Source organism: Streptomyces sp. NPDC036815, assembly GCF_055609205.1.
On record NZ_JBVJPW010000008.1, the window covers coordinates 181,108 to 195,335 of the forward strand.

Annotated in this window: 15 protein-coding genes; 11 read left to right on the plus strand and 4 right to left on the minus strand. The window is 71.1% G+C overall.

Annotation, left to right across the window (positions count from 1 at the left end):
- The first annotated feature begins 133 nt into the window (after positions 1 to 133).
- Positions 134 to 1,408 (plus strand): hypothetical protein, encoded by a 1,275-nt coding sequence (locus ACZ69I_RS18750; RefSeq protein ID WP_470833317.1) that lies wholly within the window; start codon positions 134 to 136, stop codon positions 1,406 to 1,408.
- 23 nt (positions 1,409 to 1,431) lie between these two features.
- Here the strand turns inward: ACZ69I_RS18750 and ACZ69I_RS18755 are convergent, their stop codons facing one another.
- Positions 1,432 to 2,757 carry a D-arabinono-1,4-lactone oxidase gene (locus tag ACZ69I_RS18755; protein ID WP_467676739.1) on the minus strand — a complete coding sequence of 442 codons (1,326 nt, stop codon included), beginning with the start codon at positions 2,755 to 2,757 and terminating at the stop codon, positions 1,432 to 1,434.
- Complete coding sequence (locus ACZ69I_RS18760; RefSeq protein ID WP_470833319.1) at positions 2,711 to 3,955, minus strand: MFS transporter; 1,245 nt, start codon at positions 3,953 to 3,955, stop codon at positions 2,711 to 2,713. The genes ACZ69I_RS18755 and ACZ69I_RS18760 overlap by 47 nt, the downstream gene beginning before the upstream one ends.
- A gap of 169 nt (positions 3,956 to 4,124) precedes the next feature.
- Here ACZ69I_RS18760 and ACZ69I_RS18765 point away from each other — a divergent pair, with 169 nt between their 5' ends.
- Positions 4,125 to 5,252, plus strand: coding sequence for a ferrochelatase (locus ACZ69I_RS18765; protein ID WP_467676735.1), 1,128 nt, complete (start codon positions 4,125 to 4,127; stop codon positions 5,250 to 5,252).
- Positions 5,253 to 5,271: 19 nt separating this feature from the next.
- Entirely contained in the window at positions 5,272 to 6,078 is an 807-nt protein-coding gene (locus ACZ69I_RS18770) for an inositol monophosphatase family protein (RefSeq protein ID WP_470833321.1), read from the plus strand.
- A gap of 89 nt (positions 6,079 to 6,167) precedes the next feature.
- Here ACZ69I_RS18770 and ACZ69I_RS18775 read toward each other — a convergent pair whose 3' ends face one another.
- On the minus strand, positions 6,168 to 6,341 hold the full coding sequence (locus tag ACZ69I_RS18775; RefSeq protein WP_355804484.1) for a hypothetical protein: 174 nt from the start codon (positions 6,339 to 6,341) through the stop codon (positions 6,168 to 6,170).
- Positions 6,342 to 6,665: 324 nt separating this feature from the next.
- Between ACZ69I_RS18775 and ACZ69I_RS18780 the strand changes: the two genes are divergently transcribed.
- The 4 genes from ACZ69I_RS18780 to ACZ69I_RS18795 all read left to right on the plus strand — a co-directional run bounded on the left by ACZ69I_RS18780 (position 6,666) and on the right by ACZ69I_RS18795 (position 10,218).
- Complete coding sequence (locus tag ACZ69I_RS18780; protein ID WP_165258328.1) at positions 6,666 to 7,319, plus strand: response regulator transcription factor; 654 nt, start codon at positions 6,666 to 6,668, stop codon at positions 7,317 to 7,319.
- A 6-nt stretch (positions 7,320 to 7,325) separates the two neighbouring features.
- The gene (locus ACZ69I_RS18785) at positions 7,326 to 8,573 is read left to right on the plus strand and encodes a sensor histidine kinase (protein ID WP_467676731.1); all 1,248 of its coding nucleotides are present in this window, start codon (positions 7,326 to 7,328) and stop codon (positions 8,571 to 8,573) included.
- Positions 8,574 to 8,966: 393 nt separating this feature from the next.
- Positions 8,967 to 9,263, plus strand: a complete 297-nt coding sequence (locus ACZ69I_RS18790) for a DUF4193 domain-containing protein (RefSeq protein ID WP_055544889.1) — start codon at positions 8,967 to 8,969, stop codon at positions 9,261 to 9,263.
- 13 nt (positions 9,264 to 9,276) lie between these two features.
- Positions 9,277 to 10,218, plus strand: coding sequence for a hypothetical protein (locus tag ACZ69I_RS18795; RefSeq protein WP_467676729.1), 942 nt, complete (start codon positions 9,277 to 9,279; stop codon positions 10,216 to 10,218).
- Between the two features lie 98 nt (positions 10,219 to 10,316).
- On the opposite strand, the gene ACZ69I_RS18800 is transcribed toward ACZ69I_RS18795, so the two are convergent.
- Positions 10,317 to 10,769 (minus strand): DUF3093 domain-containing protein, encoded by a 453-nt coding sequence (locus ACZ69I_RS18800; RefSeq protein ID WP_470833324.1) that lies wholly within the window; start codon positions 10,767 to 10,769, stop codon positions 10,317 to 10,319.
- A gap of 58 nt (positions 10,770 to 10,827) precedes the next feature.
- Between ACZ69I_RS18800 and ACZ69I_RS18805 the strand changes: the two genes are divergently transcribed.
- From ACZ69I_RS18805 to ACZ69I_RS18820, 4 genes are all read left to right on the plus strand, one after another.
- A complete protein-coding gene (locus ACZ69I_RS18805) occupies positions 10,828 to 11,412 on the plus strand; it encodes a PaaI family thioesterase (protein ID WP_470833326.1) in 585 nt (194 codons plus the stop codon).
- The gene (gene dut / locus ACZ69I_RS18810) at positions 11,409 to 11,951 is read left to right on the plus strand and encodes a dUTP diphosphatase (protein WP_467676723.1); all 543 of its coding nucleotides are present in this window, start codon (positions 11,409 to 11,411) and stop codon (positions 11,949 to 11,951) included. Before ACZ69I_RS18805 ends, dut begins: the two co-directional genes overlap by 4 nt.
- Position 11,952: 1 nt before the next feature.
- On the plus strand, positions 11,953 to 12,723 hold the full coding sequence (locus ACZ69I_RS18815) for a DUF3710 domain-containing protein (protein WP_467676721.1): 771 nt from the start codon (positions 11,953 to 11,955) through the stop codon (positions 12,721 to 12,723).
- 219 nt (positions 12,724 to 12,942) lie between these two features.
- Positions 12,943 to 14,175 (plus strand): alginate lyase family protein, encoded by a 1,233-nt coding sequence (locus ACZ69I_RS18820; protein WP_470833327.1) that lies wholly within the window; start codon positions 12,943 to 12,945, stop codon positions 14,173 to 14,175.
- Positions 14,176 to 14,228: the final 53 nt, after the last annotated feature.

Consider the following 14,228-nt stretch of genomic DNA (forward strand, 5'->3'; position numbering starts at 1 on the left):
CCCGCCCTGCCGCGCCCGCGTACGGGTGGCGCACTTCACGGTATGTCCCGAAACGGAACTAAACACTTCGGCCATACGTCCCTGTCTCGTGTAGTCAGTCGAGAAAGGCGCGAAAGGCAGGCAAGGGTCGGAGATGCGTGAAAAGCCGGATTCCGGCAAGGAGTCGAAGGACCAGGAGGAGCCGGGCGGGAAGCGGCGCCTCGATCTGAGTGTGCCGCAGGTGGCCGGAAGTGCCATCGCCGCGGTCGTGGCGGCGAAGCTCGCCTCGAACCTCGGTGTCTACGGAACGATCCTCGGCGCCGGTGTCGTGAGCGCGATCGCGACCTGTGGCGGCACCGTCTTCCAGCACTTCTTCAGGCGCACGGGCGAGCAGATACGTGACGTCACGGTGCAGGCCAAGCCGAGGGCGCGGCAGGTTCCGGTGACGGCCGCGACGCAGGTGCCCGAGACGTTCAGGACCTCGGCCAGAACCTCCGCCTATACGGGAGCTCTCGGCGCGACCGGTCCGGTGACCACGACGTGGGGGAGACCGGAGGCGGCCGCCCCCGGCACCGACGCCGACGCGACCGCGCTGCTGCCCGCGGCGGGGGACGCGGATCCCGCGGCGGATCCCACCACGGTCCTGCCCGCCGCGGGCACGGACCCCACGACGGTGCCGCCGCCCGCGGGCGACGCGGACGCCACGACGCTGCTGCCCACCGCGGGCGCCGGTGCCGACGCCGAGAGGACGCAGCTCCTCGGGGCGGTCGACGCCACCCGGGCGCTGCCGCACGACGACGCCACGCGCGTGCTGCGCGCCACGGGCCCCGGCCAGGTGCCGGCGCCGACGGCCGCCTTCCAACCGGCACTCCCGTCGCAGGAGTTCACCGAGGGCACCACGCACCGCACGCAGGTCCGCAGCTGGAAGCGGCCGTTGATCGCCGCGGCCGTCGTCTTCGGTGTCGCCATGGCGGGCATCACCACGTACGAGCTGGTCTCCGGCAAGGACCTGAGCGGCGGCGAGGGCACCACGATCAGCAACGGCGTCTCGGGGCACAACTCCTCTTCGAGGAAGCAGCCTCCGCCCGCCGACGAACCCTCCGTACAGCCTTCGGACGGCGGCACGTCGGGCACGGGTGACGGTTCCCGGCAGGGCGGCGACAACGCGTCGCAGGACCCGGACGGGACCGGCGACGACTCCGGCAACGGCACGGGGAACGGCAACGGCACCGACTCCGGTTCGAAGGGCGACACCGGGAACGGCACCGGCACGGACCCGGACAAGGGCAAGGACGACGGCTCCGACTCCGGGGACGACGGTTCCACGACGGACCCGACGCCGACGCCCAAGCCCACCCCGACGCCCACGCCCTCGAAGGGCTCGGGCACGGGCGGCGACCAGCAGCCGGGCGCGACGCCCACTCCGTAGCGGGCGTCGCAGGGGCGGGCTTTTCAGGCGCCGAGGACCCGCCGCAGGTACTCGTTGCCGAACAGGCGGTCCGGGTCGAGGCGGTCGCGCAGGGCCGTGAATTCGCCGAAGCGGGGGTACGCCTTGGAGAAGTACTCCGCGTCGCGCGTGTGCACCTTGCCCCAGTGCGGCCGCCCCTCGTGCGCGGTGAAGATCCGCTCGGCGGCCGCGAAGTACGCCTGGTACGGCGTGCCCCGGTACATGTGGACGGCGATGTACGCGCTCTCCCGGCCCGACGCCGTGGAGAGCGTGATGTCGTCGGCGGGGGCCGTGCGGACCTCCACGGGGAAGCTGATCCGCAGCGGCGAGCGGTCCACCATCGCCTTGACTTCGCGCAGGGTCTCCACGAGGGCCTCGCGCGGGACCGCGTACTCCATCTCCATGAACCGGACGCGGCGCGGGCTGGTGAAGACCTTGTAGGGGATGTCCGTGTAGGTCCGCGCGGAGAGCGCCCTGCTGGAGATCCTGGCGATGCCGGGGATGGCCGCGGGGACGGCGCGGCCGAGGGAGTTGACCACCTGGAAGAGGCCGTTGGAGAGCAACTCGTCCTCCACGAAGGCGCTGATCCGGCCGGGCGGGGCCGCGGGGCCCGGGCTGCGGTTGTTGCGCTTGGTGGTGCAGTTGCCGGTGTGCGGGAACCAGTAGAACTCGAAGTGCTCGTTCTCGGTGACGAGTGCGTCGAAGTCGTCGGTGACCCGGTCGAAGGTCATCGGTTCCTCGCGGGCGGTGAGGTAGAAGACCGGTTCCACGGCGAAGGTGATGGCCGTGATGACGCCGAGGGCACCGAGCCCCGTCCGGGCCGCGGCGAACACCTCGGGGTTCTCGTCGGCGGAGCAGGTCAGGACCGCGCCGTCCGCGGTGACCAGTTCGAGGCCCGTGATCTGGGCGGAGATCGAGGCCGAGTCGCGGCCCGTGCCGTGCGTGCCGGTGCTGACGGCTCCGGAGACGGTCTGCTCCATGATGTCGCCCATGTTCGTGAGCGAGAGACCCTCGCGGGCCAGCGCCGTGTTCAGGCGCTTCAGCGGGGTGCCGGCCTCCACGGTGACCGTGCCGGCCGCACGGTCGATCGCGCGGATTCCGGTGAGCAGATCGGGGCGTATGAGGAGGCCGTCGGTGGCGGCGGTCGCCGTGAAGGAGTGGCCCGTGCCGACGGGCTTCACCTTCAGGCCGTCCTCCTTGGCCCGGCGCACGGCCGCGACCAGCTCGTCGACCGAGGCGGGGGTGGTCTCCCGGACCGGCCGCGCGGTCACGTTCCCCGCCCAGTTACGCCACGTCGCTGTGCTCTTCCCGCTGCTCGTGCCCGTACTCATGGGTCCCTCCCCGTCGCGGAACCGGCCGCTTCAGCCGGCGATACCCCAGGAACCCGACCGCGACCGCGACGGCTCCGGAGATCCCCGGCACCCCGTACCCGGCGTCCGGTCCCGCGGCGTCGATGACCCACCCGGCCGCGGAGGAGCCGAGCGCGACCCCGACCGCGAGTCCGGTGCTCACCCAGGTCATGCCCTCGGTCAGTTTCGCGCGTGGTACGTGCTGCTCGACGAGGGCCATCGTCGTGATCATTGTCGGTGCGATGGAGAGGCCCGCTACGAACAACGCCACGGCCAGAAACGGAAGGTTCCCGACCAGTTGAAGCGGGATCATACTCACGGCCATCGCACAGACACCCAGCAGCCACCGGGGCGCCGGCGCCCCCTCGAAACGCAGCAGGCCGAAGGCCGCGCCGGCCACGCAGGAGCCGAGCGCGTAGACGGCGAGGACCAGGCTGGCCGCGGACTTGTGGCCCTGGTCCTCCGCGTACGCCACGGTGACCACGTCGATCGAACCGAAGATCGCGCCGGTCGCGACGAAGGTGGCGACCAGCACCTGGAGGCCCCCGGAGCGCAGCGCCGACTCCTTGGTGTGGTGTTCCCGCGGGTGCGGCACCGGCTCGGTGGCCTGCTGGGCCGTCAGCCAGAAGACGCCCACCGCGAGGAAGGCTCCGGCGAGCAGCGGACCGGCTTCCGGGAACCAGACCGTGGACAGGCCGATCGAGATGATCGGCCCGAAGATGAAGCAGACCTCGTCCACCACCGACTCGAAGGAGTACGCGGTGTGCAGCTGCGGGGTGTCGCGGTACAGGACGGCCCAGCGCGCCCGGATCATCGAGCCCACGCTCGGCACGCAGCCGACCAGGGCGGCGAAGAGGAACAGCGTCCAGTCGGGCGCCTCGAACTTCGCACAGAGCAGCAGCCCGGCGACCGCGGCCAGGGACACCAGCGTCGCGGGCCTGAGCACCCGGCGCTGGCCGTGCCGGTCCACGAGCCGGGAGATCCGCGGCCCGATCGCGGCGGCCGACAGCGCGACCGTCGCCGACAGGGCGCCCGCGAGGCCGTAGCGCCCGGTGAGCTGCGACACCATGGTCACGATGCCGATGCCCATCATCGACAGCGGCATCCGGCCGAGGAAGCCGGCGCTGGAGAAGGCCTTGGTGCCGGGGGCGGCGAAGATGGCGCGGTAGGGGCTGGGCACGTGGACTCCGCTGGGGCTCCGGAACGGTCTCCGCGGGGGCGGAGGCGCCGGGTAAGGCGTAAAGGTGGCCAATACAGCTTACGGCTCGGAAGCGGCCGGGCGCACCGGGTTTTTCCGTTCGGCGGAGGCCGTTTTCCGGCTGTCGGTGGCGGGTGGCAGGATCGGATGCATGTCCGATGCGCTGGATTCGACTCCCTATGACGCCCTGCTGTTGCTCTCGTTCGGCGGCCCAGAAGGCCCGGACGACGTCGTCCCGTTCCTGGAGAACGTGACGCGCGGGCGCGGCATCCCCACGGAGCGGCTCAAGGAGGTGGGGCAGCACTACTTCCTGTTCGGCGGGGTCAGCCCGATCAACGACCAGAACCGCGCCCTCCTGGACGCCCTGCGCAAGGACTTCGCGGAGCACGGCCTGGACCTGCCGGTCTACTGGGGCAACCGCAACTGGGCCCCCTATCTGACCGACACCCTGCGCGAGATGGTCACCGACGGCCGCCGCCGCATCCTGACCCTCGCCACCAGCGCGTACGCCTCGTACTCGGGCTGCCGTCAGTACCGCGAGAACCTCGCGGACTCCCTGGCCGTCCTGGAGGCCGAGGGCCTGGAGCTGCCGAAGATCGACAAGCTGCGGCACTACTTCAACCACCCGGGCTTCGTCCGCCCCATGATCGACGGCGTCCTGAAGTCCCTCTCCGAACTCCCCGAGGACGTACGGGAGGGGGCGCACCTGGCCTTCACCACGCACTCCATCCCGACCGCCGCCGCGGACACCTCGGGCCCCGTCGAGGAGCACGGCGACGGCGGTGCGTACGTCAAGGAGCACCTCGACGTGGCCCGCCTCATCGCCGACGCCGTCCGCGAGGAGACCGGCGTCGCGCACCCCTGGGAGCTCGTCTACCAGTCGCGCAGCGGCGCCCCGCACATCCCGTGGCTGGAGCCGGACATCTGCGACCACCTGGAGGAGCGGCACGCGGCCGGCGCCCCCGCCGTGGTCATGGTTCCCATCGGGTTCGTCTCGGACCACATGGAGGTCCTGTACGACCTCGACACCGAGGCCGAGGCCAAGGCCGCGGAACTGGGTCTTCCGGTGCGCCGTTCGGCGACCGTCGGCGCCGACCCGCGGTTCGCCGCGGCGATCAGGGAACTGGTCCTGGAGCGGGCCGCCGCGGAGAGCGGCGCGGCCGTCACCCCCTGCGCCCTGGGCTCTCTCGGCGCGAGCCACGACCTGTGCCCGGTGGGCTGCTGCCCGGCCCGCGCCCCGAAGCCTGCGGCCGCGGGCGCCGACAGCCCGTACGCGTGAAGAACCCCGAGGTAACGCTGTGACCGACGTGACCGCCCTCAAGGCAGAACTCCTCGCCGTCGCCCTGGAAGCCGCGCACCGCGCCGGAGCCTTCCTGCGCGACGGCCGCCCCGACGACCTCGGCGTGGCCGCCACCAAGTCGAGCGCCGTCGACGTCGTCACCGAGATGGACATCGCCTCCGAGAAGCTGATCACCGCCTTCCTCGCCGAGCGCAGGCCGGCCGACGGCGTGCTCGGCGAGGAGGGCGCCAGCTCCGAGGGCACCAGCGGCGTCCAGTGGGTCGTCGACCCCATCGACGGCACTGTCAACTACCTCTACGGCCGCCCCGACTGGTCCGTGTCCATCGCCGCCCGCAAGGACGGCGAGACGCTCGTCGGAGTGGTGCACGCGCCGATGCGCGGGGAGACGTACCGCGCGGTGCTCGGGGAGGGCGCCCACATCAACGACGTGCCCGCGCGGGTGCGTCCCGCCCCGTCCCTGGACCAGGCCCTGATCGGCACCGGCTTCGGGTACGTCGCGGAGCGCCGCGCGCAGCAGGCCGAGGTGGCGCGGCACCTGATCCCGAAGGTCCGGGACATCCGGCGCGGCGGCTCGGCGGCGATCGACCTGTGCGACGTCGCGGCGGGCCGCCTCGACGCGTACTACGAGCGGGGGCTCAACCCGTGGGACTTCGCGGCGGGTGACCTCGTCGCGCGGGAGGCGGGCGCGCTGACCGGTGGCCGCCCCGGAGAGGCCCTCTCGGGCGAGCTGGCCATCGCGGGGCCGCCCGCCCTCTTCGAGACGCTCCAGGGCCTCCTGGAGGACCTCGGCGCCTGGCACGACTGACCCGCGAAGAACCCCCGCACACACGAAAGGGCCCCGACACCTCGACCAACAGGTGTCAGGGCCCTTCCGCGTGTGTACTGGGACGTCGCTCAGGCCTGCAGGGCGCCCACCTCGACGCCGTGCTCGGCCGCCAGGCGGTGGAGATCTTCCAGCTCCGCCAGCTCGACCTCGGCAAGGAAGTCGTCGCCCGTCTCACGGGCCTTCGTGAGGTCGGACTCCGTGGCCTCTATGCGCTGCAGGAGTCCTGCGGTGAATGCGTCCATGGTTGCGCCCCCTCGGCTGGGTCGTGGGTCGATGGCACGGGGGTGTGCCCTCAAGGAAGGGGCGATCACGTCTCAAGCCGCTCTGCGGAAAGCAGTTTGTGGCGTGCCACATACAAAGCGTGATCGCGGGTGTAAACCCGTCCTCCCCTCGCTCGGTTCGGCAGAAACCTCAACCCGCGCAGAAAATCCGGCATTCCCGCGGCCCGGCCCGAGCTCGACTCTGATGACAGGCCGTCTTACAGCCGGTTTATGGCCGAAAGGGGCAGGATGGAGTCCTACCCCAAGACAGACCTGCCCGCAGGGGCACAGAGGAAGGACAGCGACGTGCGCGTACTCGTCGTCGAGGACGAGCAGCTGCTCGCCGATGCGGTGGCCACCGGACTGCGCCGGGAGGCCATGGCCGTCGACGTCGTGTACGACGGAGCGGCCGCCCTGGAGCGCATCGGCGTCAACGACTACGACGTCGTGGTGCTCGACCGGGACCTCCCGCTCGTGCACGGCGACGACGTCTGCCGCAAGATCGTCGAGCTCGGCATGCCGACCCGCGTCCTGATGCTCACCGCGTCGGGCGACGTCAGCGACCGCGTCGAGGGCCTGGAGATCGGCGCCGACGACTACCTCCCCAAGCCCTTCGCGTTCAGCGAGCTCACGGCACGCGTGCGTGCCCTCGGACGGCGCACCAGCGTGCCGCTGCCGCCCGTCCTTGAGCGCGCCGGGATCAAGCTCGACCCCAACCGCCGCGAGGTCTTCCGCGACGGCAAGGAGATCCAGCTGGCCCCCAAGGAGTTCGCCGTCCTCGAAGTGCTGCTGCGCAGCGAGGGCGCGGTGGTCTCCGCGGAGCAGCTCCTGGAGAAGGCCTGGGACGAGAACACGGACCCGTTCACGAACGTCGTCCGGGTGACCGTCATGACCCTGCGCCGCAAGCTCGGCGAGCCCCCCGTCATCGTGACGGTGCCGGGCTCCGGCTACCGGATCTGACCCCCGGTGGCCGCGTCCCCGGCGCCACCAGCCGCGCCTCCGAAGCCCACGTGGGACCCGCGCAAGGTCGAACCGCCCTTCCCGTGGCTGCGCCCCACCATCCGTATACGCCTCACGCTGCTCTACGGCGGCATGTTCCTGATCGCGGGCATCCTGCTGCTCTCGATCATCTACCTGCTCGCCGCGCAGGCCCTGAACGTGGGCAGCGAGCTGCCGTTCCGGGTCACCGGCAACAGCAGGGTGAGCAGCCAGACCTGTGCCAGTTTCCAGGGGCTTCCCGAGCACACCACCGAGGGGCAGCTCAACGACGCGCTGAACGAGTGCGTCAACCAGGTGCGCCAGCACGCCCTGGACAATCTCCTCAGCCGCTCACTGCTCGCCCTCCTGGGGCTCGCCGTGATCGCCTTCGCCTTCGGCTACGCGATGGCGGGCCGGGTCCTCTCGCCGCTCGGCCGCATCACGCGCACCGCGCGCAGGGTGGCCGGCACGGACCTGTCCCGGCGCATCGAACTGGACGGCCCCGACGACGAGTTGAAGGAGCTTTCGGACACCTTCGACGAGATGCTGGACCGTCTGGAACGCGCCTTCACCGCCCAGCAGCGGTTCGTCGGCAACGCCTCGCACGAGCTGCGCACGCCCCTGGCGATCAACCGCACGCTCCTGGAGGTGCACCTCTCCGACCCCGGGGCGCCGCCCGAGCTCCATCAGCTCGGCAAGACCCTGCTCGCCACCAACGAGCGCAGCGAGCAGCTCGTGGAGGGCCTGCTGCTCCTCGCCCGCAGTGACAACCAGATCGTGGAGCGCAAACCGGTCGACCTCGCCGAGGTCGCCGACCGTGCCGTGGACCAGGTGCGCGCCGAGGCCGACGCGAAGGGCGTGGAGATCCGCGGAGAGCGCGCTCCGGCCGTCGTGCAGGGCAACGGCGTCCTCCTGGAGCGGATCGCCCTGAACCTCGTGCAGAACGCCGTCAGGTACAACGTGCCGGACGAGGGCTGGGTCGAGGTCACCACGGAGGCCCAGCACGGGCAGGCGGTCCTGGTGGTGTCGAACACGGGCCCCGTGGTGCCCGCGTACGAGATCGACAACCTCTTCGAGCCGTTCCGGCGGCTGCGGACCGAGCGGACGGGCAGCGACAAGGGCGTCGGTCTCGGCCTGTCGATCGCCCGGTCGGTGGCGCGGGCCCACGGGGGCCGTATCATCGCGGAGCCGCGTGAGGGGGGTGGGCTCGTCATGCGAGTCACCCTTCCTCTCTGAGATGCTGCCGCGGACGCGCCGCAATGTTCGCTCAACGCGGAATTTCCGGGCCTCTTCCTGGAGATTTCGTGTGTGATCGATCACAGGGGCGAAAATTCGGCCATCTACTCTCCGTGATCGTGAAAGTCGTCGGAAAGCCGGGAAAATCCGGGTTTTTAGGGGTCTTGATCACGGGAAGTACACGGGGTGGCGCCTGTGAAGTGCGACATTCGGACCGTGTACGGTCCCGATCGCCATCCAAACCGATCACCCCTCCCGGGGTCCGGTTGGGTGTCGATTGAGTAACAGACCTTGATGTGAGGCAAAATCTCCGCTTCAGGTCGGGCACAAGTCCGGCCTCTCATGCGTTACGAGCGCTTGAGACACCGCAGACACCCAGAGGGGGAGAGCGACATGGCAACGGACTACGACACCCCACGTAAGACCGACGATGACGTCAACGAGGACAGCATCGAGGAACTCAAGGCACGGCGGAACGACAAGTCGACCTCGGCCGTCGACGTCGACGAGTTCGAGGCCGCCGAGGGCCTCGAACTGCCCGGCGCCGACCTTTCCAACGAGGAGCTCGCCGTCCGCGTGCTCCCGAAGCAGCAGGACGAGTTCACCTGCATGAGCTGCTTCCTGGTGCACCACCGCAGTCAGCTGGCCCGCGAGAAGAACGGCCAGCCGATCTGCCGCGACTGCGACTGAAGCGGGGTCGGCCGTGACTGGCTCGACCCCGTCCTGGAAGCGCCGCTTCCGCAAGCGCGGGGCGGACGAGGCCGGCGTCCGGGACGCCGGTGTGTGTGACGACGGGCGAGGCTCTTCCGATACTGGGGCAGCCTCGCTCGAACCGGTGACCGCCGCCGAGGCGGCGCCGGACGGGACGGCGGTCGACAGGGCGCCCAGGACCACTCGGAAAGCCGGTGAGGCCGGGTCCAGGGGCGGCCGCGTTGCCGCCGTCACGGGCGGAGTGATGCAGGGCGTGCGCAGGGGCGGGCGCGGCGCCAAGGCCGGCATCGGCTATCTCGCCGACCGGCTCATCGAGAACGCCCCGCGGATCCCGGTCCGCGATCTGGCGACCCTCCGCAAGCAGTTCCCGGGCCTCGGCCCCGAGCAGCTCGCGGACAAGCTCATCGCGGGCGCGGCCAACGCCACGTCCACCGTGGGCGCGGGAGTGGGGGCCGCGGCGATGCTGCCGGTGCCGCCCGCGATGCCCGCCGAGCTCGCGGCGGAGATCACCGGCGTGGCCGCCATAGAGCTGAAGCTGATCGCCGAGCTGCACGAGGTCTACGGGCGACGGCCCGAGGGCAACCTCAAGCAGCGCAGCATGGCGTATCTGAACTCCTGGTCCGAGGAGCGCGGTATCGACGTCGCCAAGCCGGCGACCTTCAACACCGCGCTGGGCGGCCAGATGAAGCGCGAACTGCGCCAGCAGATCATGAAGCGGATGGTCCGCAACCTGCCGAACCTCATGCCCTTCATGGTGGGCGCCGCGGTCGGAGCGGTCATGAACCGCCGGGACACCAAGAAGCTGGCCGGACGGATCCGGCAGGACCTGCGCAAGACACAGGTCCCGTGGGACGCGCTGCCGGAGCTGCCGCCCCTGGAGAAACCGGACGATCCTCTGCGGATGGGGGAGATTCCCCGGGAGCTGGGGCGCTGAGCCTTTCCGGCGTGGCCGCCGCGGCCGGTTCGCGGTTGCCTGCGGGACGCCTCTGGCTGGTCGCGCAGTTCCCCGCGCCCCTGATCTGCGCCCCTTGGTCAGGGGGCGCTTTGACGTACCGAGTCGAGCGCCGCTGCCAGTTCCTCCGGGTGCCGCGTGGAGACGTACACGTACGGGGTGGGGTCGTCGGGGTCCGTGATGTTCACCCGCAGCGCCGTGGGGATGTAGGCGCGCAACAGCATGTAGGCGCGCGGGTCGGCCTTGTAGGTGCGCCAGGCGCGGGTCTCCTCGCCGGTCAGAACCTGCGCGTCGCCCAGGGCGGACACCGGGATCTTCGCGTCGCCGGCGACCAGTGAGCCCGCCACCACCCGGACCCGCACCGCGCCGTACGCGCTGGTGACGACCGCTGCCACAGCCGTGCCGCCGACCAGGCCGCCGAGGAGCGGCAGGGTGCCGAACGGCAGCAGGATCAGGGCCATCGCGACGCCCACCAGGACCGAGGCGAACCACCACGAACGAGGCGCGGTCAGGCGTTCTTCATAAGGCTGCATGGAACCAAGCTTGGCACGGTGCGGTTGCCGGGCTGACGCGGAGGTAAGGTCTGCGCCTGTGAGTGGTACATCTGCAGCTCTGACGCCCCCGGCCGACGCGATAGCGCCCGTCCGCCACCCTGACGCGCCCGCCCCCGGTGAGCTCATCGGTGCCCATTACGAGCACTGTTTCGGCTGTGGCGAGGGACAGGCGCACGGACTGCACCTCGCGGCGCGCGCCGGGGACGGCGTGGCCATCACCGCCGAGTTCACCGTGCGCGAGGCGCACCAGGGCGCCCCCGGCCTCGCCCACGGCGGCGTCCTCGCCACCGCGCTCGACGAGACGCTCGGATCGCTGAACTGGCTGCTGCGCGTGATCGCCGTGACCGGGCGGCTCGAGACCGACTTCGTGCGGCCCGTGCCGCTGGGGACCGTGCTGTTCCTGGAGGCCGAGGTCACCGCCGTCGCCGGACGGAAGATCTATTCGACCGCCACCGGGCGGATCGGCGGCCCCGACGGGCCCGTCGCCGTCCGCGCCGACGCCCTCTTCATCGAGGTGAAGGTCGACCACTTCATCGACAACGGCCGCCCGGAGGAGATCCAGGCGGCCATGGACAACCCGGACCAGGTCCGGCGTGCCCGCGCTTTCGAGGTGAACCCGTGACGCCCCCCGACGAGCTGAACGTGCTGATCAGGCGCGTCGACCCCGAGGTACCGCTGCCCGCGTACGCGCAGCCCGGTGACGCCGGTGCCGATCTGCGGACGACGGAGTCCCGCGAACTCGCTCCCGGCGAGCGCGCGGTCCTGCCGACCGGGGTGTCCATCGCGCTCCCCGAGGGGTACGCGGCCTTCGTGCACCCCCGTTCCGGGCTCGCCGCCCGTTGCGGTGTCGCTCTGGTGAATGCCCCGGGGACGGTGGATGCCGGGTACCGTGGGGAGATCAAGGTGATCGTGGTGAATCTCGATCCGCGCGAGGCCGTGCGGTTCGAGCGCTTCGACCGGATTGCCCAACTGGTCGTCCAGCAGGTCGAGAAGGTCCGCTTCCAGGAGGTGGCGGAGCTTCCCGCATCGGCGCGGGCCGAGGGGGGCTTCGGGTCCACCGGCGGCCATGCCGCCGTGGGCGTCGGCCCAGGTGTGAGCCCGGGTGATCAAACGGGTGGGAATCGATACGCATCGGTCGTATCCGACCGGGAAGGACAGTGACGTGTTCGGACGTCGCAAGAAGGACAGTGCCGCCGAGGACGCGGCGGGCGCGGACGAGCAGGTCGTCGACGGCATGGACAGCGATGACTCCGCTGACGCCGGCGTCGCGCGCTCGCGCGTGAGGCTCGAGCCCGAGCCCCGTCCCGACGGCCCCTGGGACCTCTCCGAGGTCCGTGAGCCCGGCGAGGGTCGCGTGGACCTCGGTGGGCTCTTCGTGCCGGGCGTCGAGGGCATGGAGCTGCGGGTGGAGGTCGCGGGCGACGCGATCGTCGCGGCCACCGTCGTGCTCCAGGACAGCGCCATCCAGCTCCAGGGCTTCGCCGCCCCCAAGAAGGAGGGCATCTGGGGCGAGGTCCGCGAGGAGATCGCCTCGGGCATCACCCAGCAGGGCGGTGTCATCGACGAGGTCGAGGGCCCGCTCGGCTGGGAGCTGCGCGCCCAGGTGCCGGTGCAGCTGCCGGACGGCACGGGTGGCGTACAGGTCGTGCGCTTCGTCGGCGTCGACGGGCCGCGCTGGTTCCTGCGCGGTGTGATCTCCGGGCAGGGCGCGGTGCAGCCGCAGGCGGCCGGTCTCCTGGAGCAGATCTTCCGGGACACGGTCGTCGTGCGCGGCGAGGGCCCGATGGCGCCGCGCGACCCGATCGTCCTGAAGCTGCCGGACGACGCCCAGATGGTCGCGGAGAACGTCCAGCAGGAGCAGCAGGAGGGCTCGCGTTTCTCGGGCGGCATGGGGCAGCTCCAGCGCGGCCCCGAGATCACCGAGGTGCGCTGACCGCTCCTCCACCTCCCGTGTGACCCGCGGTGGTTCCGGCTCGTCCGGACCGCCGCGGGTCACATGTGTGTACGGCCCCGCGGCCTCCGGGGTCTTCGGCTCCACGTCTTGACGGGGGACAGGTCCGTACCTATGGTCACGGGCCAACACGCGTGTTCAGAAAGGCACTTGACGTTCACATACGAGAACCCGAGACCTCTCAGAACGGATGGTCCCCCCATGCCGTACGCCCCCACCTCCGCCCGCTCCCGAAGCCGCCGCAGATCACGGCTCCCCCTGGGGGCGGCCGCCGTCGCTGCCGTGACGGCCCTGGTCGCCGGGTTCGTGGCCTGGCCCGGCACCGGGCGGGCCGAGGCCGCCCCCTCGTCCTTCGTCCACCCCGGAGTCACCGTCTCCCGCGGCCAGTTGGACTTCACCCGCGAGAAGGTCGCCGCGGGGGCCCAGCCCTGGAAGTCCGCCTACGACCAGATGATGGGCAGCAAGTACGCCTCCCTCTCCCGCACCCCCAAGCCCCGCGCGGTCGTGGAGTGCGGCTCGTACTCCGACCCCGACTACGGCTGCACCGACGAGCGCGAGGACGCAACAGCCGCCTACACCACCGCCCTCGCCTGGTACGTCACGCGTGACGAGCGCTACGCCAAGAAGTCCATCGAGCTCATGGACGCCTGGTCGGCCACTCTGCGGGACCACACCAACAGCAACGCCCCGCTGCAGACCGGCTGGGCGGGATCCAGCTGGCCGCGCGCCGCCGAGATCATCAAGTACACGTACCCGGGCACCTGGGCGAACTCCGCGCGCTTCGCCACGATGCTGCGCGACGTCTACCTGCCCGAGGTCATCAACGGCTCCCACTCCAACGGCAATTGGGAGCTGTCGATGATGGAGGCGGCCGTCGGCATCTCCGTCTTCCTGGAGGACGAGGCGTCGTACGACAAGGCGATGGCGAAGTTCCGGACGCGCACGGCCGCGTACGTCTACCTCGCCTCCGACGGCGCGCTGCCGAAGACCGTGCCCGGCCAGCACCTCGACACCCGCGAGAAGATCGTCAAGTACTGGCAGGGCCAGGGGACGTTCGCCACCGGCCTCACCCAGGAGACCTGCCGGGACTTCACCCACACCGGGTACGGCCTCTCCGCGATCTCCCACGTCGCCGAGACCAGCCGCATCCAGGGCCAGGACCTCTACGCCACGGACGTCGGCGAGCGGCTGCGCCAGGGCCTCGGCTTCCAGGCCAGGTACGAGCTGGGCGAGGCGCCGCCCGCCTCGCTCTGCGGGGGCACCGTCCACCGCGGCCTGGGGCCCGTCACCGAGGTCGGCTACAACGCCCTCGCCGGCCGCCTCGGCCATGCCATGACCAACACCCAGAAGCTCACCGAACACAACCGTCCGGCCGGTTCCAACAACCTCTTCGTCGCCTGGGAGACGCTGACGCACGCGGGCAACCCCCGCTGATCCCGCACGCTCCCGCACTGGTCCGGACCTTGTCGGGCCGGGCGTCCGGTGAC

What these genes read in the sequence shown, in the direction of transcription:
- ACZ69I_RS18755 (WP_467676739.1), bottom strand. Translation starts at nt 2,757, where the DNA reads ATGAGTACGGGCACGAGCAGCGGGAAGAGCACAGCGACGTGGCGTAAC.
- ACZ69I_RS18800 (WP_470833324.1), bottom strand. Translation starts at nt 10,769, where the DNA reads ATGCAGCCTTATGAAGAACGCCTGACCGCGCCTCGTTCGTGGTGGTTC.
- ACZ69I_RS18765 (WP_467676735.1), top strand. Translation starts at nt 4,125, where the DNA reads ATGTCCGATGCGCTGGATTCGACTCCCTATGACGCCCTGCTGTTGCTC.
- ACZ69I_RS18750 (WP_470833317.1), top strand. Translation starts at nt 134, where the DNA reads ATGCGTGAAAAGCCGGATTCCGGCAAGGAGTCGAAGGACCAGGAGGAG.
- ACZ69I_RS18820 (WP_470833327.1), top strand. Translation starts at nt 12,943, where the DNA reads ATGCCGTACGCCCCCACCTCCGCCCGCTCCCGAAGCCGCCGCAGATCA.
- ACZ69I_RS18790 (WP_055544889.1), top strand. Translation starts at nt 8,967, where the DNA reads ATGGCAACGGACTACGACACCCCACGTAAGACCGACGATGACGTCAAC.
- ACZ69I_RS18775 (WP_355804484.1), bottom strand. Translation starts at nt 6,341, where the DNA reads ATGGACGCATTCACCGCAGGACTCCTGCAGCGCATAGAGGCCACGGAG.